The organism is Nonomuraea composti (genome assembly GCF_012034275.1).
Lineage (GTDB): Bacteria > Actinomycetota > Actinomycetes > Streptosporangiales > Streptosporangiaceae > Nonomuraea > Nonomuraea composti.
Genome location: NZ_JAATEP010000002.1, coordinates 388,040 through 406,332, shown reverse-complemented (window position 1 = coordinate 406,332; position 18,293 = coordinate 388,040). Strand labels below are relative to the sequence as shown.

23 protein-coding genes are annotated in these 18,293 nt (G+C 74.0%); 11 read left to right on the top strand and 12 right to left on the bottom strand.

Annotation, left to right across the window (positions count from 1 at the left end; genetic code table 11):
* Positions 1 to 2 precede the first annotated feature (2 nt).
* A complete protein-coding gene (locus HCN51_RS04695) occupies positions 3 to 809 on the bottom strand; it encodes a hypothetical protein (RefSeq protein WP_168007113.1) in 807 nt (268 codons plus the stop codon).
* Positions 806 to 1,708 carry an ABC transporter ATP-binding protein gene (locus tag HCN51_RS04690; RefSeq protein ID WP_168007111.1) on the bottom strand — a complete coding sequence of 301 codons (903 nt, stop codon included), beginning with the start codon at positions 1,706 to 1,708 and terminating at the stop codon, positions 806 to 808. Before HCN51_RS04690 ends, HCN51_RS04695 begins: the two co-directional genes overlap by 4 nt.
* A 113-nt stretch (positions 1,709 to 1,821) precedes the next feature.
* Between HCN51_RS04690 and HCN51_RS61080 the strand changes: the two genes are divergently transcribed.
* Together HCN51_RS61080 and aztA are read left to right on the top strand one after the other, a co-directional pair.
* Complete coding sequence (locus HCN51_RS61080; protein ID WP_206066543.1) at positions 1,822 to 2,862, top strand: sulfotransferase; 1,041 nt, start codon at positions 1,822 to 1,824, stop codon at positions 2,860 to 2,862.
* A 57-nt stretch (positions 2,863 to 2,919) separates the two neighbouring features.
* Positions 2,920 to 3,606 (top strand): zinc ABC transporter ATP-binding protein AztA, encoded by a 687-nt coding sequence (gene aztA / locus HCN51_RS04680; protein WP_168007107.1) that lies wholly within the window; start codon positions 2,920 to 2,922, stop codon positions 3,604 to 3,606.
* A 29-nt stretch (positions 3,607 to 3,635) separates the two neighbouring features.
* Here aztA and HCN51_RS04675 read toward each other — a convergent pair whose 3' ends face one another.
* The 5 genes from HCN51_RS04675 to HCN51_RS04655 all read right to left on the bottom strand — a co-directional run bounded on the left by HCN51_RS04675 (position 3,636) and on the right by HCN51_RS04655 (position 6,737).
* Positions 3,636 to 4,241, bottom strand: coding sequence for a TetR/AcrR family transcriptional regulator (locus HCN51_RS04675; RefSeq protein WP_168007105.1), 606 nt, complete (start codon positions 4,239 to 4,241; stop codon positions 3,636 to 3,638).
* Position 4,242: 1 nt separating this feature from the next.
* Entirely contained in the window at positions 4,243 to 4,626 is a 384-nt protein-coding gene (locus tag HCN51_RS04670) for a hypothetical protein (RefSeq protein ID WP_168007103.1), read from the bottom strand.
* Between the two features lie 118 nt (positions 4,627 to 4,744).
* The gene (locus HCN51_RS04665) at positions 4,745 to 5,014 is read right to left on the bottom strand and encodes a WGxxGxxG family protein (RefSeq protein WP_080037769.1); all 270 of its coding nucleotides are present in this window, start codon (positions 5,012 to 5,014) and stop codon (positions 4,745 to 4,747) included.
* Between the two features lie 131 nt (positions 5,015 to 5,145).
* Positions 5,146 to 6,006 carry a 1-acyl-sn-glycerol-3-phosphate acyltransferase gene (locus HCN51_RS04660; protein ID WP_168007101.1) on the bottom strand — a complete coding sequence of 287 codons (861 nt, stop codon included), beginning with the start codon at positions 6,004 to 6,006 and terminating at the stop codon, positions 5,146 to 5,148.
* The gene (locus HCN51_RS04655; RefSeq protein WP_168007099.1) at positions 6,003 to 6,737 is read right to left on the bottom strand and encodes a GNAT family N-acetyltransferase; all 735 of its coding nucleotides are present in this window, start codon (positions 6,735 to 6,737) and stop codon (positions 6,003 to 6,005) included. The genes HCN51_RS04660 and HCN51_RS04655 overlap by 4 nt, the downstream gene beginning before the upstream one ends.
* 33 nt (positions 6,738 to 6,770) lie before the next feature.
* Here HCN51_RS04655 and HCN51_RS04650 point away from each other — a divergent pair, with 33 nt between their 5' ends.
* Positions 6,771 to 6,983: a hypothetical protein gene (locus HCN51_RS04650; RefSeq protein WP_168007097.1), complete on the top strand. Its 213-nt coding sequence runs from the start codon at positions 6,771 to 6,773 to the stop codon at positions 6,981 to 6,983.
* A 64-nt stretch (positions 6,984 to 7,047) separates the two neighbouring features.
* On the opposite strand, the gene HCN51_RS04645 is transcribed toward HCN51_RS04650, so the two are convergent.
* On the bottom strand, positions 7,048 to 7,569 hold the full coding sequence (locus HCN51_RS04645) for a DoxX family membrane protein (RefSeq protein WP_168007095.1): 522 nt from the start codon (positions 7,567 to 7,569) through the stop codon (positions 7,048 to 7,050).
* Between the two features lie 229 nt (positions 7,570 to 7,798).
* Between HCN51_RS04645 and HCN51_RS04640 the strand changes: the two genes are divergently transcribed.
* Positions 7,799 to 8,752 (top strand): Acg family FMN-binding oxidoreductase, encoded by a 954-nt coding sequence (locus HCN51_RS04640; protein WP_168007093.1) that lies wholly within the window; start codon positions 7,799 to 7,801, stop codon positions 8,750 to 8,752.
* A gap of 19 nt (positions 8,753 to 8,771) precedes the next feature.
* Here the strand turns inward: HCN51_RS04640 and HCN51_RS04635 are convergent, their stop codons facing one another.
* Positions 8,772 to 9,476: a universal stress protein gene (locus tag HCN51_RS04635; protein ID WP_168007091.1), complete on the bottom strand. Its 705-nt coding sequence runs from the start codon at positions 9,474 to 9,476 to the stop codon at positions 8,772 to 8,774.
* 214 nt (positions 9,477 to 9,690) lie between these two features.
* Here HCN51_RS04635 and HCN51_RS04630 point away from each other — a divergent pair, with 214 nt between their 5' ends.
* The 5 genes from HCN51_RS04630 (at position 9,691) to HCN51_RS04610 (ending at position 13,581) form a co-directional block, all read left to right on the top strand.
* Positions 9,691 to 10,371 carry a CBS domain-containing protein gene (locus tag HCN51_RS04630; protein WP_240972398.1) on the top strand — a complete coding sequence of 227 codons (681 nt, stop codon included), beginning with the start codon at positions 9,691 to 9,693 and terminating at the stop codon, positions 10,369 to 10,371.
* A gap of 2 nt (positions 10,372 to 10,373) precedes the next feature.
* Entirely contained in the window at positions 10,374 to 10,979 is a 606-nt protein-coding gene (locus HCN51_RS04625; protein WP_168007088.1) for a CBS domain-containing protein, read from the top strand.
* Entirely contained in the window at positions 10,976 to 11,659 is a 684-nt protein-coding gene (locus HCN51_RS04620; RefSeq protein WP_168007086.1) for a CBS domain-containing protein, read from the top strand. The genes HCN51_RS04625 and HCN51_RS04620 overlap by 4 nt, the downstream gene beginning before the upstream one ends.
* A gap of 112 nt (positions 11,660 to 11,771) precedes the next feature.
* Positions 11,772 to 13,154 carry a DUF4389 domain-containing protein gene (locus tag HCN51_RS62115; protein WP_168007077.1) on the top strand — a complete coding sequence of 461 codons (1,383 nt, stop codon included), beginning with the start codon at positions 11,772 to 11,774 and terminating at the stop codon, positions 13,152 to 13,154.
* A gap of 61 nt (positions 13,155 to 13,215) precedes the next feature.
* Positions 13,216 to 13,581 carry a hypothetical protein gene (locus HCN51_RS04610; protein WP_168007075.1) on the top strand — a complete coding sequence of 122 codons (366 nt, stop codon included), beginning with the start codon at positions 13,216 to 13,218 and terminating at the stop codon, positions 13,579 to 13,581.
* 21 nt (positions 13,582 to 13,602) lie between these two features.
* Here HCN51_RS04610 and HCN51_RS04605 read toward each other — a convergent pair whose 3' ends face one another.
* From HCN51_RS04605 to HCN51_RS04595, 3 genes are read right to left on the bottom strand one after another with little or no spacing between them, the layout of a single operon-like run.
* On the bottom strand, positions 13,603 to 15,006 hold the full coding sequence (locus HCN51_RS04605) for an NAD(P)(+) transhydrogenase (Re/Si-specific) subunit beta (RefSeq protein ID WP_168007073.1): 1,404 nt from the start codon (positions 15,004 to 15,006) through the stop codon (positions 13,603 to 13,605).
* Positions 15,003 to 15,299, bottom strand: a complete 297-nt coding sequence (locus tag HCN51_RS04600) for an NAD(P) transhydrogenase subunit alpha part 2 (RefSeq protein WP_080039409.1) — start codon at positions 15,297 to 15,299, stop codon at positions 15,003 to 15,005. The genes HCN51_RS04605 and HCN51_RS04600 overlap by 4 nt, the downstream gene beginning before the upstream one ends.
* On the bottom strand, positions 15,296 to 16,399 hold the full coding sequence (locus HCN51_RS04595) for an NAD(P) transhydrogenase subunit alpha (RefSeq protein ID WP_168007071.1): 1,104 nt from the start codon (positions 16,397 to 16,399) through the stop codon (positions 15,296 to 15,298). The genes HCN51_RS04600 and HCN51_RS04595 overlap by 4 nt, the downstream gene beginning before the upstream one ends.
* Positions 16,400 to 16,530: 131 nt before the next feature.
* Between HCN51_RS04595 and HCN51_RS04590 the strand changes: the two genes are divergently transcribed.
* Positions 16,531 to 17,073: a 2-oxoacid:acceptor oxidoreductase family protein gene (locus HCN51_RS04590; RefSeq protein WP_168007069.1), complete on the top strand. Its 543-nt coding sequence runs from the start codon at positions 16,531 to 16,533 to the stop codon at positions 17,071 to 17,073.
* Entirely contained in the window at positions 17,066 to 18,292 is a 1,227-nt protein-coding gene (gene porA / locus HCN51_RS04585) for a pyruvate ferredoxin oxidoreductase (protein ID WP_168007067.1), read from the top strand. The genes HCN51_RS04590 and porA overlap by 8 nt, the downstream gene beginning before the upstream one ends.
* The last annotated feature ends 1 nt before the right edge of the window (position 18,293 follow it).

Genomic DNA, 18,293 nt, shown 5'->3' with positions numbered 1-18,293 from the left:
CGTCAGGAGTCGAGCACCGTTTCCGGCCGGAATTTCCCGGCGACGATCGCCACCGCCGCGACGGTAATGACCACGGTCGCCCCACCGGCCATGAGAAAGAGTTTCACCGGCCCCAGGGAAACCGTGCCGTAAAGCAGCGCCAGCAACGTGCCGAGGGCCGGCAGCAATGCCAGGCCGTTGCCGAGACTGCCGCCCGCGACATTCACGCCCGCGCCCAATTGGGTCAGGCGCGGAAAGAGCAGGCTGACCATCAGGGTCAGCCCGGCGCTCGCCCACGCGCACAGCAGGGGCAGCAGCAGCGCGAGCGTCAGGTATCCGGCGTCGAGCGTGAGCCGCGCGCCGCTCAGGAGCAGCACGACGGTGATCGCCAGCGCGCCGGCGGCGGTCATGACGGCCCAGAAGCCGGTGGCCACGACCAGGGCGTAGCCGAGCACGGCGGCGGCGATGCCGCCCGGCGTGTACGGCGCGCTCAGCAGCTCCTCCATGCCGCCCCTGCTCACCTCGGAGCCGACCAGCCCCTGCACGGAGCGGGTGACGCCGATGGCGCCGAACAGGGCCGCGAGCCCGGGCGTGATGAGCAGCAGCAGCCCGACGACGACCACGTTCGCGTCGGCGCCGTAGCGGGCGCCGACGGCGGCGGCCACGGCCGCGCCCTTGATCCCGTGCCCGGCGACCAGCGGCAGCACGCTGAGCACGACGAGGAGCACGACGAACGGCACGACGGCGGACAGCAGGTCGCGCACGCCCTCCCTGCGCACCCGCCACAGGATCGCCCCGCACAGCGCGAACGCGCCCGGCACCCCGCTCACCCCTGAAGGTGCAGGTAGACGTCCTGCAACGGGTTTCCGGCCGCCGTGGCCTCGCGGATCCCGACCCCGTCGCGCACCAGCGCCGCCACCAGCGTCTCCGTCTCCTCCTCGCCCGCCACCTGGACGGTCGCCCCGTCGTGCCCGTGCGCCTCGGGCGCGTAGCCGAGCCGCCGCAGCGCGCCCAGCAGGTCGCCGTGGCCGCGCACGCGCAGCCGGTAGCCCTGGCCGACCAGCCGCTGCCGCAGCTCGCCCGGCTCGCCGCGGGCCACCACCCGCCCCTGATGCAGGACGGTCACGTCGTCGGCCAGCTCGCTCGCCTCGGCCAGCTCGTGCGTGGAGACGACGATGGTGCGCCCGGCGTCGGCCAGCAGGCGCAGCCGCTCGCGCAGCCCGGCCGCCATGCCCGGGTCGAGCCCGGCGGTGGGCTCGTCGAGCAGCAGCACGGGCGGGTCGCCGAGCAGCGCCTTGGCCACGCCCACCCGCTGCGCCTGCCCCCTGCTCAGCGAGCCCGCCTTCTGGCCCGCGATGCCGGTGAGCCGCATGGTGTCGATGACCTGCTCGACGCGCCGCTGCCGCGTGGGGGCGGGCAGGCGCAGCACCCGCGCCCAGTAGCCGAGGTTGTCGGCGACGCTCAGCCGGGGCGCCAGCGCCGCCCGGTGCGCCGCCATGCCGACGAGCAGCTTGGCCATGGCGTCGGTGTGCGGGTCGGCGCCGTCGACCAGCACGCCGCCCGCGCGCGGCGGCAGCACTCCCGACAACACCCTGAACAGGGTCGTCTTACCGGCGCCGTTAGGGCCGAGTAAAACATGGAGCCCGGGGTCATAATCGAGCCGCACTTCATGCAGGACGGCCGGGCCGCGGTAACCGGCGGACAGGCCCGCGGCGCTGAGCACAGCCATAAAACTCACTCTACCAAGAACGGCCGCTGGGCAGCCGATGAACGCCTTGCTAAGGTAATGGCAATTTCTCCCGCACGCCCGCGTACGAAAAACACGTGAGAAGGAGGCGGCCGGTGGATCTCACCATTGTCGTGGGCACCGGGCGGTGCGGCTCGACATTGTTGTCCCGCATCCTGCGCGAGCATCCCGACGTGCTGAGCGTCAGCGAGTTCTTCTCCACGCTGGGCGTCGGCCGGAAACTCCCGACCGGGGAGCTGGACGGCGCGGAGCTGTGGGGCCTGCTGTCGGCGCCCGCGACCTTCCTCGACGCCCTGATCAGGGACGGGCTGAAGCCGCCCGAGCTGTACTACCCGTACGGGAAGGGCCGCTTCGACCCGGCGACCGGCGTGCCGGTGATCTGCCACAGCGTGCTGCCGCTGCTCACCGACGACCCCGACGGCCTGTTCGACCGGCTGGCCGCCGAGATCCCCGCCTGGCCCCGGCGTCCGGCCGCCGACCAGTACCGGCACGTCTTCCGCCTGCTCGCCGGCCTGTACGGGCGGCGCTTCGTGGTCGAGCGCTCCGGCGCCTCGCTCGTCATGGTGGAGCGGCTGCGGCGGCTGTTCCCCGAGGCGCGCTTCGTGCACCTGCACCGCGACGGCCCCGACTGCGCGCTGTCGATGAGCCGGCACCCGTCCTTCCGCTGGCAGACGCTGGCCATCTCGGCGGTGCGCGCCGCCGGGCTGCCGCCGACCGCCACGCTGGAGGAGGTGGAGGCGGCGCTGCCCGCGCGGTTCCGCGGCCTGATCTGCCCGCCCTACAACGCCGATCTGCTGATGGGCTATCCCATCCCGGTGCACGTGTTCGGCGCGCAGTGGTGGTCGGCGATGGTGTGCGACGGGGTGGCGTCCCTGCGCGAGCTGCCCCGGGAGGCGTGGATCTCGATGAGCTACGAGGCCCTGCTGCGCGGGCCCGAGGCGGAGCTGCGGCGGCTGGCGGAGTTCGCCGGCCTGCCGGTGCCGGCGCGGTGGCTGGAGGCGGCGCGCCGCCTGGTCGATCCGGGCCGTGCGGGCCGGGCGCGGGCCGAGCTCGACGCCGAGTCGCTGGCGGCACTGCGTGCGGCGTGCGAGCCGGGCGCGGCCGCGATCGCCGCGGCGGAGCACTCGCTGTCCTGACCGCATCTCCTTGACCCTCTACAATGAAAACCGTTGTCAGTTTCAGGTGGAGGGCGCATGAAGGTCACCGACGCGGTCGTGCTCAGCGAGGTCACCGCCGGCTACGGCCGCAGGACGGTCCTGCGCGGCCTGTCGGCCCGGCTGCCCCGCCCGGGCGTCACCACGGTCGTCGGCCCCAACGGCTCCGGCAAGTCCACCCTGCTCGGCGTGCTGGCCGGGATCATCCGCCCGGCGGGCGGCACGGTCGACCTGGGCGGCGCCGGCCGGATCGGGTACGTGGCGCAGCGCGACGCGGTCTCCGACGCGCTGCCGATCACCGTACGGGAGGCGGTGTCGATGGGCCGCTGGGCGTCGCGCGGCCCGTGGCGGCGGCTGACCGCGTACGACCGGGCGGTCGTGGAGACCTGCATGGCGGCGCTCGACCTGGCGCCGCTGGCCGCGCACCGCCTGAGCACGCTGTCGGGCGGCCAGCGCCAGCGCGTGCTCCTGGCTCAGGGGCTCGCGCAGGAGCCCGACCTGCTCCTGCTGGACGAGCCCATGACCGGCCTCGACGCCACCGCCGCCCGGCAGATCGCCGGCGTGCTCGACCAGGAGCGGGCCTGTGGCGTGACGATCGTGCACGTCACGCACGACCCGGCGGCGGCCCTGCGCGCCGATCACTGCCTGCTGCTCGACGGCGGCCGGCTGCTGGCCCAGGGCCCGCCCGCCACCGTGCTGCACCGCTCGGACCGGCTGGCCGGGTGACAACTCGGACCGGCCGCCCGAGTGACGGCTCAGACCGGCCGGCCGGGTGACGGATCGGCGCGGGTGGCGCGGTCGAACAGCTCGACGAGCTCGTCCGCGCAGGCGTCGGCGTCGAGCCCGTCGGCCACCCGCTCGGCCATCGTGTCGAGGCAGGCGCGCAGGGCCGCCGCCATCACCACGGGGTCGAACGGGCGGAAGGCCCCCGTGCGCTGCCCGTCGGCGAGCAGCCCGGCCAGCCGGGAGATGGCGGCGTCACGCTCCTGCCCGCCGACGGGCGCCTGGTTGAAGGCGATCTGCCGCACCGCGCGCACGTGCCCGGGATGGCGGGCGACGAAGGCGAGGTTCGCTCTGATGAACGCCTCAAGCTGGGCGCGGGCGCCGGCGGCGGCGTCCAGCGCGGGGCGCATGAAGGCCGCGGCGTCGGCGACGACCTGCTCCACGACGGCTTCGAGCAGCCGGTCCTTGCTGGCGAAGTGGTAGGTGATGAGGCGTTTGCTGCTGAGCCCGGCCCGCTCGCAGATGGCCTCGAACGTGGTCTCCGCGTAGCCGCGCTCGGCGAGCACGGCGATCGCGGCGGAGGCGATCTGCGCCCTGCGCGCCGCGGTGGCCGCCTGACGGGTCCCGGAGCTTCTCATGTCACCCCAGCTTGCCACCTTTGGGGTACGCCTCCCGCACGGCCCGCTGGTTGACGATCAGCGCGACGGCGGCGACGAGGACGCCGACCACGGCCTGCTCCGCCTTCATCCAGCCGGGGTAGCCGCTGTCGGGGGCGAGCAGGATGAGCACGATCCCGAGGGGCGCGGCGAGGCTGACGAAGCGGATGCGTACGTAGGCGGCCCTCCTGCCCCGGGCTGCCTGCCGGGTCAGGGCGACGAGCCAGACGGAGGCGGCGGCCACGGCGGCGGCGCGCAGCCACATGACCCAGTTGCCGCCGACGAGGGCGGTGACGCCGAGCGTCGCGACGGAGATGACGAGGACGGCGACGAAGAGCGCCCGCACGGACGCCCATTTCTTATCCATGCGGATAAAGTTATCCGGCTGGATAAGAAACCGCAAGACGTGGCGACACGGCCGACCTGCCGGCGGCCGTGTCACCTAGTGAACGTTCACCCCGGCGCGGGGCCGGGGCGCGGCCCTCTTACGGCCGCGTGGAGCGGTGCTGCATGTGCTCGGCGGTGCCTACGTGGTCGCGCTGCTTCCGCATGCCGGCCATGCCCAGCAGGCCGAGCAGGCCCAGCAGCCCCCACAGCCCGGCGTTGCCGCCACCGTCGTCCCTGTTGTTGTCCTGTGGTGCGGGCGTCACCTGGCTCTGAGCGACCGGCTGGACCGGTGTGTCGGCGGTCGCTGCGGCGGCTGGTGCCAGCGTCAAGAAGAACGCCAGGCCCAGCCCGGTGAGCGTCTTGCGCATTGGGTTCCCCCGATCCGGCGGTCTCGGCAACCGCGGAGACCGCCTATCACGCCTTCTCCGACGAAGGCTTCCGATAGCGGGGCGATCTCCAGATCCCCTGCTAAAAGCCCCCTACCATCGTCCCGGCCGCATCAAACGCCTTCTCCCGGCAGGTGGCGGCCGGGCACGCCCGCACGTACGCGGGACTCGGCGATCGCGGCCAGCTCCGCTCTCGCGGACGGGCCGCCGGAGCCGGGCCGGGGCGTCACGGGAGGCAGCAGCGTCACCTCCACGACCAGGTCACGGGTGGCGGCCACCCGCAGCAGCGACGCCAGCAGCGAGTCGTCCCCCACGAAGCAGGCGCGGGTGGAGGGCCGCGGCCCCTCGCGGTAGCGCAGCGTGGCGGGCCGGACGACGGCCCCCGCGTCGATCGCCGCCTGGAACACCGCCGGGCGGAACCCGCCCATCCCCCGCCCGCACCACGTGGTGCCCTCGGGGAAGGCGACCACCGTGTCCCCCGCCCGCAGCGCCTCCGCCACGGCCGCCACGGCGCCGGGCAGCGCCATGAGCCGCTCCCTGTCGATGAACAGCGCCCCGGCCCCCGCCACCAGCGTCCCGATGACGGGCCAGCCGGCGACCTCCCGCTTGGCGAGTGGCCTGGACGGCACCGTGGCGGCCACCACGAGGGGGTCGAGCCAGGAGATGTGGTTGGCCACCACGAGCGCTCCCGTACCGCAGGCATCAAGAGCCCCGCGCACCTCCAGACGGATGCCCAGCACCCGCAGCAACAGCTGTGCCCACAGCCGCGTGGGCCGCACCCGCGGCAGCATGCGGCAGGCCAGGGCCACCGGCACGCCGCCCAGCACCACCGCCACGACGCCCAGGAGGCGCGCCAGGCGCCGGACGGGGCCCACCGCGACGGCGGGATCCCCGACGCAGGTCGCGGGCGTGCACGGCCCCAGCGGGCGCCACGGGTTGAGCCGCGTCGCCGGTGGCGGCAGGACGGCGCTCACAGGGGCTCGCCGAGGAAGAAGCGCAGGTAGCGGGCGTTGACGTTGGCCATCGACAGCAGCATGAAGAAGTCGGCCGTGCCGAAGTCCCGGTCGTGCGCGGGCGCCCCGCACACCCACGACCCCAGCCGCAGGTAGCCGCGCAGCAGCGGCGGCGGCACGAACCGGTCGGGCAGCGCCACCCCGGCCGGCCGCCGCCACGGCGTGCGCGGCCGCACCCGGTGCTCCTCCGGGCCGAGCGGCACCCGCTCCATCACGGCGGCGGCCACCGCGCCCCCGTCGTCGAGCGGCACCGAGCAGCAGCCCGCCAGCCACTGGTGGCCGCCCGCGACCATGTAACGGGCGATCCCCGCCCACATCAGCGCGACCACCGCACCGTCCCGGTGGTCCGGGTGGACGCAGGTGCGGCCCGCCTCCACCAGGCCCTTCCTGAGGGGCCTGAGCGCCGCGAGGTCGAACTCGCCGTCGGAGTAGAGCCGGTCCGTACGTCCCGGCGGCAGCAGCCGGTACGTCCCCACGACCTCGTCGCCGGCCCGGACGAGCAGGTGGTCGCAGTAGGCGTCGAACCGGTCGGCGTCGAGGCCGGAGACCGGGCTGTCGAGCCGCGCCCCCATCTCCCCGGCGAAGACCGTGTACCGCAGCCGCTGGGCCGCCTGGAGGTCGGCGGGGGTGGTGGCCATGCCGACCGTGTAGCTACCGGTGTCGAGAGAGCCAGGGTCGAGAGAGATCGTCATGGGCGCGTCCTTCCCTGAAGGGTTCTCGCGCCTATGTCGACATGCGGACATGACCGGCACGTCTCACGACGGCGGCAGCCAGGCGACCGAGAGAAAAAATCCGACTTCTTCGCCACGTCCGTGCAGGCGGGCGACCCGCTCCTGCCCGGGGCGTTCTGGATGTGCGTGAGCGCGGCCCCCGGCGACGTGGTCTCGCGCGTCCCCGTGCACTACAGGCTGTTCCTCGGCAACGGCCTGCCCGCCTGAGCGGGCTCCGGACGGCGGAACGCCCACCCCCTTCGCGGTGGGGGTGGGCGGCGGCCGTGAGGGGTCACTTGAGCCAGGCGTTGCGTTGCACGACGGGCAGGTTGCCGAGCCCGAACGTGGTGCCGGCGCCGGCGAGGGCCAGGCCGATGAGGACGATCGCGTAGACGAGGTGCTCGTCCATGAAGGGGTTGTTGGCCAGGGGCAGCTCGGCGGCCCACATGAGGACCAGCATGAGCGTGCCGGCGCCGGCGGCGACGCGGGTGCCGATGCCGAGGATCAGGGCCAGGCCGATGCCGAGCAGGCCGGCCATGAACAGCCAGTCCACCCACGCCTGTCCGGCCAGCCCGCCGAAGAAGCCGCCCAGCGCGTTCTCGCCGGTGCCCTTCAGGAAGCCGGTCGTCGGGCTGCCGCCCGCGACCCACGCCTTGGCCGCCGGGGTGGCGAACCCCCAGCCGAAGGTCTTGTCCAGGAACGCCCACAGGAAGATCCAGCCGATCGAGATCCGGGCGGCGGCCCAGACGTAGTCGGCGGGAAGGCGGGCGGCGAGCTCTCCGGTCCCCGCCGGCTTGTGGATGGTGGTGGCCATGACGAGCCTCCCTTGTCAGCTCCGTCGTGCAGTCCTTGTCACACCCCCATCACACCGTCCGCCACCTCTGACGCTCAGTGCCGTACGGCCCTGCGCCGCCGGACATTGGTCCTTACTCCAGGACCTCCGGCAGCGGGGGCGGGCAGGGACCTTTGGCACCGGGCAGGAGGCCGTCCGGCACTCACCGCGGGCGGTCCCGTGCGGAAGCGTCGATCGCAGGAGGTGTGCGATGTCCGCTTCACTCGCTACCGAGCTCGGCGTCCGGCGGCTGCTGGTCGCGGCCGGGCAGGCGCCGTCCGTGCTCAACACCCAGCCCTGGCGCTTCCGCGTGGTGCGTCAGGAGTACGTCGAGGTGCTCGCCGACCCTGACCGGCGCCTGCGCGTCAGCGACCCGAACGGCCGCAACCAGTACGTGTCCTGCGGGGCGGCGCTGTTCAACCTGCGCCTGGCCGTGCGGACGGCGGGGCGGCGGCCGCTGGTGTGGCTGCTGCCGTCGCCGGAGGAGGAGCCCGGGCTGCTGGCGGCCGTGCGGGCGGGCGGGGCGCTGGCCGTTCCCGGCGAGTATCGGGAGCTGTACGACCTCATCCCGGTGCGCCGCACGAGCCGGGTGCCGTTCCTGGAGCGGGGTGTGCCGCGCTCGGTGATGTCCGCGCTGCGGCGGGCCGCCTCCCGCGAGGGCGCCGCCCTCGTGCCGCTCGACCGGCACGCCACCGCCGACATGCTCGACTACGTGGCCATCGCCGAGGACGAGCTGGCCCGCGACCACGACTACCGGGCGGAGCTGGCCGCCTGGACGATGCCGGGCGCGCGCTACGACGGCATGCCCGGCTACGTGCACGGGCCGCACCCGCTGAGGGACCCCGCGCCGGTGCGGGACTTCGGGCGGCACGAAGGGCAGGCGCGCTTCGAGGAGCGGCCGCAGCTCGCGGTGCTGACCACGATGGGCGACCGCCCCGCCGACTGGCTGCGGGCCGGTCAGGCGCTGCAGCGGGTGCTCTTGGTCGCCGCGCGGCACGACGTGTCGGCGTCGTTCCTGAACCAGCCGCTCGACCTGCGGGACATGCGCCACCGCCGCGACCCGCACCACCGGCGCGGCCACCCGCAGATGATCATGCGGTTGGGTTACGGCCCGTACGTGGCCCGCAGCCCGCGCCGCCCGGCGGCCGAGCTGGTCAGCACGTGACACGCAGGACGATGCCGGCTCATCCCACCACGGCGACGGGGCAGGGAGCGTGCTGGAGCAGGAACGCGGCGATGCCGGCGCGGGTGGCCCGCCGGCGGCCGACGACCATGAGGGAGGCGGCCCCGTGGTCGGCGACCGGCTGCAGCCGCACGCCGGGGTGGCGCGCCGCCCACCCGCTCGACGCGGACGTGGCCGACACCGACAGGGGCAGCCGGCGCAGCGCGGCCTCCTCGGAGGCGAACTCCAGCACGGCGGCGTCCGGCGCCGGCTCGGCCACCACGACCGGGCCGGGCCTGGTCGCGGCGGGCAGCGGCCCCGGCCCGCGCACGACGATCACGGGGCAGCCGGCGTGGGCGGCGACGTACTCGGCCACCGAGCCGACGACCGCCCTGGACAGGGCGCTGAGCCCGCGCGAGCCGACCACGACGAGCGCGGCGTCCTGGGAGAGCTTCACAAGGCGCTCGGCGGCGGGCCCCTCGTGCAGGTCCGTCTCGACGGCCACGCCGGAGCTGGTCCGGCGGGCGCAGTCGGCGCCGTGCCAGAGCACGTGCTCGGCCGCCTTGCGCAGGTGGGCCTTGGCCTCCTCCTCCGCCTGACCGTAGGGCCACTGCCAGGCGTGGGCGACGGTCAGGGGCAGCTTCCTGAGCTCGGCCTCGTCCAGCGCCCAGTCGAGCGCCTGGACGGAGAAGTCCGATCCGTCATAACCCAGCACGATCTGCTTCATGCCGTCAGCGTCACTCCTGCTCCGGCCCGCCGGGCAGGGACTTTCGGCCCTCGTGCCGGGGTCGTCCGGCACTGCCTGCCCGGCGGGCCCGCCCGCCCTCACCGCGCCCACGCTGACCAACGACTGTCCCGTTCGGGACCTTCGCCTCTGAATCGCGCGCCGTTCGGGAGATGTGATGAAGGCGACCGACACAAGGGCGACAAGGAGGAACGCCATGCGCATGACCGTCGCGGACGTGATGACGGCCAAGGTCGTCACGGTCACCGCCACCACTCCGTTCAAGGAGATCGCCGAAGCGCTCATCTCCGGCGGCATCAGCGCCGTCCCGGTCACCGACGGCCACGACCGGGTGCTCGGCATGGTGTCGGAGGCCGATCTGCTGCGCAAGGAGGAGTTCCGGGAGCAGTACTACCGCGAGGGCTACCGGCCGCCGCTGCGCGCCCGGCTGCGCCATCCGAAGGGGCGGCAGAAGGCCGCGGGCGACACCGCCGCCGAGCTGATGACCAGCCCGGCCGTCTGCGTCTCCCCCGAGGCGTCCGCCGTCGAGGCGGCCCGCCTCATGGACGTCCACGACGTCAAGCGGCTGGCGGTCGTCGACCACGACGGGCGGCTGGCCGGCATCGTCAGCCGCCGCGACCTGGTCAAGCTCTTCCTGCGCGCGGACGACGACATCGCCGCCGAGGTGCGCGACGACGTCCTCGACCGCACCTTGTGGGTCGAGACCGGCGGGGTGCGCGTCGAGGCGCACCAGGGCGTCGTGACGCTGTCGGGCTGGATGGAGCGCCGCACCGAGGCCGCCATCGCCGTCCGCATGACGCGCCGCGTCAACGGCGTCGTCGACGTGATCGACCGGCTCACCTGGAAGACCGACGACTCCAAGTGGGAGGCCAGGTAGCCATGCTCGTCCGCGAGGTCATGAGCAGCCCGGTGATCACCGTCCGCCGCACCGACCCGGTGCGGCGGGCGATCCGGACGCTCTACGACCACGACATCACCGCCGCCCCCGTCGTGGACGACTCCGGCCGGCTGGTCGGCGTCGTCAGCGAGCTGGACCTGCTGCGCGGGGAGTTCGGGCCCGACCCGCGCGCCTCCGTCCTGCCGCCGCACGCGGCGCAGGAGCCGCCGCCCCGGCGGGTCATGGAGGTCATGGCCCGCGAGGCCGTCACCGTCACCGAGACCACCGACGTCACCACCGTCATCGACCTCATGGTGGGCAAGCGGATCAAGAGCCTGCCCGTGGTCCGCGGCGAGGAGATCGTCGGCATGATCAGCCGCCGCGACCTGATGGCCATGCTGGCCCGTCCCGACGGCGAGCTGCGCGCCGCGGTCGAGGCCGCGCTGCGCGAGCACTACCCGTTCGGGCCGAGCTGGGACGTCGCCGTGCACGACGGCGTCGCCGAGCTGAGCGGGCCGCCGCACGAGCACGCCGACCACATCGCCGACCTGCTCGCCCGCACCGTGCCCGGCATCGTCCGGGTCAAGCACCTGAGGAGAGCGCCATGAGAAGCACCGTCGAGAACGTGATGACCACCGAGGTCGCCGCCGTCAACCGCAGCGCCGGCTTCCACACCGTCGCCGAGCTGCTCATCAGCCGGGGCGTCAGCGGCATGCCCGTCCTGGACGACGACAACCGCGTCGTCGGCGTCGTCTCCGAGGCCGACCTGCTGGCCAAGGAGGAGTTCAAGGAGCGCTACTACGGCGACGACTACCGGCCGCCGCTGCGCGCCCGCATCCGGCACGCGACCGGCAGCGAGGGCAGCGGCTACCGCAAGTCGCTCGGCGAGACCGCCGGCGACCTGATGACCAGCCCCGCGCACGTCACCACCCCGGACGCGCCGATCGTGTCGGCCGCGCGCCTGATGGACCGGCACGGCGTCAAGCGGCTGCCCGTCGTCGACCCCGGCGGCCGGCTGGTCGGCATCGTCAGCCGCCGCGACCTGATCAAGGTCTTCCTGCGCCAGGACCAGGAGATCGAGCAGGAGGTCCGCGAGGCCCTGCACGGCCAGGCCGAGGTCGCCGTGCACGACGCCGTCGTCACGCTGACCGGCACGTACGCCGAGCGCAGCCAGGCCGTCACCGCGCTCCGCCTGGCCGAGAACATCGACGGGGTCGTGGCCGTGCGCGACGAGCTGGCGTACAAGCACGACGACATCGCCGACCTGCCGATGTGGGGCGGCGCCTGAGCCGCGGGCGGCTCGTCCCCCGGGCGCGGGCCGCCCCCAGAAGGCCGATGGACCCTCCATGTCGGGACTTTCGTCCGCAGGCAGCCCCGCCCGGCGGTGCTGCTCTGGGAGGATGAGTGCTTATCCCGTACGGGTCGAGGCCCGGCTCGAAGAGCCGCTGAACCGGGGCCTCTGGATCGTCAAATGGCTCCTCGCGATCCCCCACTACATCGTGCTGAGCCTGCTGTGGGTCGCCTTCGCGATCCTCACCGTCATCGCGTTCTTCGCGATCCTGTTCACCGGCCGGTACCCGCGCGCGCTCTTCGACTTCAACGTCGGCGTGCTGCGCTGGACCTGGCGGGTGGCCTACTACACCTACGGCGCCCTGGCCACCGACCGCTATCCGCCGTTCACGCTGGGGCCGGCGCCGGACTATCCCGCCACGCTGGAGATCGACTACCCCGAGCGGCTCTCGCGCGGGCTGGTGCTGGTCAAGTGGTGGCTGCTGGCCATCCCGCACTATCTCGTCGTGGGCCTGTTCAGCAGCGGCAGCGCGATCTCCTGGCGCGGCGACTCGCCCGACGCGATCGGCGGGATGTTCTACACGCTCGACTGGGGCGGGCTGATCGGGCTGCTGGTCCTCGTCGCGGCCCTGTCCCTGCTGTTCACCGGCCGCTACCCGCACGGCCTGTACGACTTCGTGATGGGCATGAACCGGTGGTCGCTGCGGGTGGCCGCGTACGCGTCGCTGATGACCGACGCCTACCCGCCGTTCCGGCTGGAGCAGGGCGGCCACGAGCTGCCCCGCATGGACAGGCCCGCCCACGTCCCGGTACGGCACGGCGCCGCCTCCGTCGTGACCATCGTGCTGGGCTCCCTGCTCGCCTTCGCCGGCCTGGCGAGCGCGGCCACCGCCGCGGGCGTGACGCTGCTGGACCGCACCCGCGACTCCGGCGGCTTCATCGGCACCAGCGCCGAGCACGTGGGCACCCCCACCTACGCCCTGACGACCGAGCAGGTCACGATCGCCGGGCAGAACGTGCGGTTCCTGCGGCAGAGCGTGGGCCGGGTGCGGATCGAGACCACCGGGCGCCCGCTGTTCATCGGCATCGCGCGCGAGAGCGACGTCAGCTCCTACCTGCGCGGCGTCGCCCACGAGCGCATCGCCCGCCTGGCCTACCCCAGCGGCGACGTCACCTACGACCGCTACCCGGGCGCGGCCCCCGCCTCGCCTCCCGGGAAGCAGACCTTCTGGGCGGCGACCGGCTCGGGCTCCCTGACCTGGGACATCCAGCCGGGCGACTGGGCCGCCGTCGTCATGAACGCCGACGGCACGGCCGGCGTGACGACCGACATCACGGTGGCCGCCACGCTGCCCTGGCTGGGCGGGCTGGCGACGGGGCTGGTGATCGCCACGATCGTCCTGCTCGCGGCCGGGGTGGGGCTGGTGCTGGCCGGCATCCGTCTGGCCGTCGCCCCTGACCCGGAGCCCGCGCAGCCGACCCCCGCACGGTGACCAGGCAGCCGATCGGGCGCCCGCCCTCCCGCGGGCGCCCGTCTTACGAGGACAGGACGTGATGGCGATGGCACCCCGGCGGATCCACCGGATGGAGCGGGTGCACCAGATCGGGTCGGCGGTGGTCTGGGTCGGCATGTGGACCGGCGCCGCGCTCATCCTGCGCGGGCATCCCGGCGCGTTCGGCTCGATGATCCCGCTGCTGGCGGCGGGCAGCGTCGTCGGGCTGGCGCTGCCGGGGCACGACGGCATGCGGTTCTACCTGATCGGGTCGCTGGTCGTCTGGGTGGCGCTGCTCGCCGGGGCGGCGCTGCTGCTGGGCGGGACGCCGTGGCTCGGGCCGGTGCTGGGCCTGCTGGCGGCCGGGGCCGCCTACTTCCTCGTCGTCGCCCCCACGTACATGATCATGTGGCCGCCGCGCGAGTGACGGCGGCGGCCAGGGATGGTCTCAGCCGACGAGCACCTTGACGGCGGCGGTGATCTCGCCCAGGGCGCGCTTGGCGTCGGCGAAGTACATGCCGGTCCTGGGATCGGTGTACAGCTCGTTGTCGATGCCCGCGTAGCCGTGGCCCATCGACCGCTTGATGACGATCACGCTCTTGGCGCGGTCGGCGTCGATGATGGGCATGCCCGACACGGCCGTGCCGGGGCGGCGGGCGGCCGGGTTGACGACGTCGTTGGCGCCGACGACGAGGGCGACGTCCGTCTGCGGCATCGCCGCGTTGGCGTCCTCCATGTCGGCGAGCTGCGGGTACGGCACGCCCGCCTCGGCCAGCAGCACGTTCATGTGGCCCGGCATGCGGCCGGCCACCGGGTGCACCGCGTAGGAGACGCGGACGCCGCGCTGCTCCAGGAGCTGGGCCAGCTCGTGCAGCTGGTGCTGCGCCTGCGCGGCGGCCAGGCCGTAGCCGGGGATGACGACGACCCTGGTGGCGTAGGCGAGCTGGATGGCGGCGTCGTCGGCCGACAGCGACCGGACGCGTCCCTGGCCGGCCGGGCCCTCGACGGGTTTGTCGTCGCCGGTGCCGAAGCCGCCGGCGATGATGGCGGTCAGGGATCTGTTCATGGCGTCGGCCATGAGCTTGGTCAGGATCGTGCCGGAGGCGCCGACGAGGGCGCCCGCGGTGATGAGGACGCCGTTGCCGAGCGCGAACCCGGCCATCGCCACCGCCGTGCCGGTGAACGCGTTGAGCAGCGAGATCACCACCGGCATGTCGGCGCCGCCGATCGGGGCGACCATGCTCACGCCGAAGGCCAGCGCGGCCACGGCCAGCACCGCGAACGCGACGAGGCCGCCGTTCCCGGTCAGCAGCAGGATCGAGGCCCCCGCCATGGCCAGGACGAGCACCGCCGTCAGGGCGCGGGCACCGGGGAAGAGGATCGGGCGGCTCGGCACCACGCCCTGCAGCTTGCCGGCGGCGACCAGCGAGCCGGAGAAGGTGACGGCGCCGATCAGCACGTCGAGCACGACGGGCAGCGAAGCACCGGGCGTGCCGAAGACGTGCAGGGCGACGTCGTGCACGCCGATGAGGGCCGCCGCGCCGCCGCCGACCGCGTTGAAGAGGCTGACGAGCTGCGGCATCGCCGTCATCCGCACCCGGCGGGCCAGCAGCAGGCCGGCGCCCGAGCCGAGCGCGGCGCCGGCGGCCAGCGCCGCCCACGCCCATGGCCGGACGGTGGCGGCGTGCACGAGCACGACCGCGGTGGCCGCGACGCCGGCCGCCATCGCGGCGGCGGACAGGAGGTTGCCGCGCCGGGCGGTGACCGGCGAGTTCATCAGGTGCAGGCCGAGCACGAAGCAGGCCGCGACGGCGAGGTAGACCAGCCGGATCACGAGGTCGAAGCCGTTCATCTCGGCTCTCCCCTGGGCGGGCGGAACATCTCCAGCATCCGGTCGGTGACGACGTAGCCGCCGACGACGTTCATGGCGGCGAACGCGGCGGTCACGAACACCAGCGCGTAGCCGAGGGCGTCGTCCGCGCTCAGCGTGATCAGCAGCGCGCCGGCCAGCACGATGCCGTGCACCGCGTTGGCCGCCGACATCAGCGGTGTGTGCAGGGTCGTCGGCACGCGGCCGATGACTTCGAAGCCGAGCAGCAGGCTGAGCACGAACACGCTCAGGTCGGCGAACAGTTGCACGCTCATGCCGCGCTCCCGGTGGCGGTCCCACTGACGATCCCACTGACGATTCCGGTGACGATCACGGCCCGCTGGATCTCGTCCGCGGGGTCGAGGGCGAGGGCGCCGTCGCGCAGCACGTGGGTCAGGAAGGCGCACACGTTGTGGGCGTAGGCGGTGGAGGCGGCGGCGGACATCGTGGCGGGCAGGCCGGTCGCGTCGATGACGGTGACGCCGTTCTCCGTCACGTACGTCTCCCCCGGCCTGGTCACCTCGACGTTGCCGCCGGCCAGGTCGACGATCACCGAGCCGGGCCGCATCTCCTTGACCGCGGCCTCGCCCACCAGCAGCGGCGGGCGGCGGCCGGGCACGAGGGCGGTGGTGATGAGGACGTCGTGGCGGGCCACGTGCCGGCCCAGCTCGTCCCGCTCGGCCCGCTGCTCGTCCTCGGTCAGCGCCCGCGCGTACCCGCCCTCGCCCGCGCCGCCGTGCGTGGTCATGTCCAGGACGTTCGCGCCCAGGGAGGCGATCTCGGCCCTGGCCTGCGGCCGGATGTCGTAGCCGGCGACGACGGCGCCGAGGCGGCGGGCCGTGCCGATCGCCGACAGCCCGGCGACGCCGGCGCCGAGCACCAGCACCTGGGCGGGGCGGGCGGTGCCGGCGGCGGTGACGAGCAGCGGGAAGAACCGCTCGTAGGTGCAGGCGGCCAGGATCGCGGCCCGATAGCCGGCCACGTTCTCCTGAGAGGTGCGGGCGTCCATCGGCTGGGCGGCGCTGATGGTGCGCGGCACCCGGTCGAGGTCGGCGGCGATCACGCCCCTGGCGGTCAGGTCCGCGACGTAGGCGGGGTCGGCGTGCAGCAGGCCGACGACGAGTTGCCCGGCCCGGAGCCGGTCGGCGGGCGGACGGCCCACGCAGGCCAGGATCTCCGCGTCCGTGGACACGTCGTCGACGATCTCCGCGCCCGCCTGCGCGTACGCGCCGTCCGGGAAGCGGGCGGCGGCGCCCGCCCCGGCCTCGACCAGCACGGCCAGGCCCGCCGCGCGCAGCCTCGGCACCAGGTCGGGCGTGATCGCCACCCGGCGCTCGCCCGAGCCTGTCTCCTTGACGATCCCGATGCTGAGCATGGGCCACCCCTCTCACGGTTTCCTCCTTCGAGGGTCCGGCCGGGGCAAGGGGCGGGATGAGGGCCGAAAGTCCCGGCGGGCGGGACGTTCGGCCCTCCAGCCGCCGCCGGCCGCCGGGCTACACCGGGAGCATGGAGTACCAGACGCGCATCCACGGCCGGGGCGGCCAGGGCGTCGTCACCGCGGCCGAGCTGCTGTCGGTGGCCGCCTTCCTGGAGGACCGGTACGCCCAGGCGTTCCCCACCTTCGGCTCGGAGCGGACGGGCGCCCCCGTGGTGTCGTTCTGCCGCGTCTCCGACAGGCCGATCCGCGTACGCGAGCCGATCACCGCGCCCGACGCGATCATCGTCCAGGACGTCACCCTGCTGCGGCAGATCGACGTGCTGGCCGGGCTGCGCCCGGACGGCCACGTGCTGCTCAACTCGGCCCGGCCGGCCGCGGAGCTCGGCGTCGCCGGCCACAGCGTGCCGGCCTCGGAGATCGCGCTGCGCCACCTCGGCAAGCCGGTGCCGAACGCGGCGCTGCTCGGCGCGTACTGCGCGCTGACGGGCGTGCTGTCGCTGGAGTCGGTGCAGGCCGCGATCCGCACCATGTTCCCCCGCCAGGTGGCCGAGGCCAACGCGGCCGCGGCGGCCGAAGCCTGCTCCTACGTGAGGGAGGCCGCTCGTGCTTAGGCAGATGGAGGGCTCGCAGGCCGTCGCCGAGACGGTCGCGCTGTGCCGGCCCGAGGTGATCTGCGCCTATCCGATCTCGCCGCAGACGCACATCGTCGAGGCGCTCAGCCGGATCACCCGGGCGGGGCGGCTCGGGACGTGCGAGTACGTCAACGTGGAGTCGGAGTTCGCGGCCCTGTCGGCGTGCGTCGGCGCGTCGGCGGCCGGGGCGCGCACGTACACGGCGACCGCCAGCCAGGGTCTGCTCTACATGGCCGAGGCGCTCTACAACGCCTCGGGGCTCGGCCTGCCGATCGTGATGACGGTGGCCAACCGGGCGATCGGCGCGCCGATCAACATCTGGAACGACCACAGCGACTCGATGTCGCAGCGCGACTCCGGCTGGATCCAGCTGTACGCGGAGACCAACCAGGAGGCCGTGGACCTGCACGTGCAGGCGTACGCGCTGGCCGAGGAGCTGTCGCTGCCGGTGATGGTGTGCATGGACGGGTTCGTGCTGACGCACGCCTTCGAGCGGGTCGACCTGCCGGCGCAGGAGCAGGTGGACGCGTTCCTGCCCGCGTACGAGCCGCGCCAGGTGCTGGATCCGGACGATCCCGTCTCGATCGGCGCCATGGTGGGCCCGGAGGCGTTCACGGAGGTGCGTTACCTCGCGCACGCCCGCCACCTGGAGGCGCTGGAGCGCATCCCGGCCGTCGCCGCGAGCTTCGAGGCCGCGTTCGGCCGCCGCTCGGGCGGGCTGGTGCGCGGCTACCGGACCGAGGACGCGGACACGGTGGTGCTGGCGCTCGGGTCGGTGCTCGGCACGATCAAGGACGTGATCGACGAGCTGCGCGAGAGCGGCGAGCCGGTGGGCGCGGCGACGCTGACGACCTTCCGCCCGTTCCCGTTCGAGGCGCTGCGCGCGCTGCTCGGCGGCAAGCGGCACGTCGTGGTCGTCGAGCGGGCCTTCTCGACCGGCGTGGGCGGCATCGTCTCCGCCGACGTGCGGGCCGCCCTGCCGGACGCCGAGGTGCGCACGGTCGTGGCGGGCCTGGGCGGGCGGCCGGTGACCAGGGCGGCGCTGCGCGGCCTGCTCACGGCGGGCGAGCCGGAGCCGCTGACCTTCCTGGACCTCGACCGCGACCTGGTCGCGAGGGAGCTGGCCAGGGTACGGGCGCGGCGCCGTTCGGGGCCGAGCGCCGAGAACATGCTGCGCGATCTCGCCGGAGGTGGCTGAC

Excerpts from the sequence above, each read along its gene's own strand:
- HCN51_RS04690 (WP_168007111.1), bottom strand. The coding sequence starts at position 1,708 with ATGGCTGTGCTCAGCGCCGCGGGCCTGTCCGCCGGTTACCGCGGCCCG.
- aztA (WP_168007107.1), top strand. The coding sequence starts at position 2,920 with ATGAAGGTCACCGACGCGGTCGTGCTCAGCGAGGTCACCGCCGGCTAC.
- HCN51_RS04675 (WP_168007105.1), bottom strand. The coding sequence starts at position 4,241 with ATGAGAAGCTCCGGGACCCGTCAGGCGGCCACCGCGGCGCGCAGGGCG.
- HCN51_RS04670 (WP_168007103.1), bottom strand. The coding sequence starts at position 4,626 with ATGGATAAGAAATGGGCGTCCGTGCGGGCGCTCTTCGTCGCCGTCCTC.
- HCN51_RS04665 (WP_080037769.1), bottom strand. The coding sequence starts at position 5,014 with ATGCGCAAGACGCTCACCGGGCTGGGCCTGGCGTTCTTCTTGACGCTG.
- HCN51_RS04655 (WP_168007099.1), bottom strand. The coding sequence starts at position 6,737 with ATGACGATCTCTCTCGACCCTGGCTCTCTCGACACCGGTAGCTACACG.
- HCN51_RS04650 (WP_168007097.1), top strand. The coding sequence starts at position 6,771 with ATGTCGACATGCGGACATGACCGGCACGTCTCACGACGGCGGCAGCCA.
- HCN51_RS04645 (WP_168007095.1), bottom strand. The coding sequence starts at position 7,569 with ATGGCCACCACCATCCACAAGCCGGCGGGGACCGGAGAGCTCGCCGCC.
- HCN51_RS04640 (WP_168007093.1), top strand. The coding sequence starts at position 7,799 with ATGTCCGCTTCACTCGCTACCGAGCTCGGCGTCCGGCGGCTGCTGGTC.
- HCN51_RS04635 (WP_168007091.1), bottom strand. The coding sequence starts at position 9,476 with ATGAAGCAGATCGTGCTGGGTTATGACGGATCGGACTTCTCCGTCCAG.
- HCN51_RS04630 (WP_240972398.1), top strand. The coding sequence starts at position 9,691 with ATGCGCATGACCGTCGCGGACGTGATGACGGCCAAGGTCGTCACGGTC.
- HCN51_RS04625 (WP_168007088.1), top strand. The coding sequence starts at position 10,374 with ATGCTCGTCCGCGAGGTCATGAGCAGCCCGGTGATCACCGTCCGCCGC.
- HCN51_RS04620 (WP_168007086.1), top strand. The coding sequence starts at position 10,976 with ATGAGAAGCACCGTCGAGAACGTGATGACCACCGAGGTCGCCGCCGTC.
- HCN51_RS62115 (WP_168007077.1), top strand. The coding sequence starts at position 11,772 with ATGAGTGCTTATCCCGTACGGGTCGAGGCCCGGCTCGAAGAGCCGCTG.
- HCN51_RS04610 (WP_168007075.1), top strand. The coding sequence starts at position 13,216 with ATGGCGATGGCACCCCGGCGGATCCACCGGATGGAGCGGGTGCACCAG.
- HCN51_RS04605 (WP_168007073.1), bottom strand. The coding sequence starts at position 15,006 with ATGAACGGCTTCGACCTCGTGATCCGGCTGGTCTACCTCGCCGTCGCG.
- HCN51_RS04600 (WP_080039409.1), bottom strand. The coding sequence starts at position 15,299 with ATGAGCGTGCAACTGTTCGCCGACCTGAGCGTGTTCGTGCTCAGCCTG.
- HCN51_RS04595 (WP_168007071.1), bottom strand. The coding sequence starts at position 16,399 with ATGCTCAGCATCGGGATCGTCAAGGAGACAGGCTCGGGCGAGCGCCGG.
- HCN51_RS04590 (WP_168007069.1), top strand. The coding sequence starts at position 16,531 with ATGGAGTACCAGACGCGCATCCACGGCCGGGGCGGCCAGGGCGTCGTC.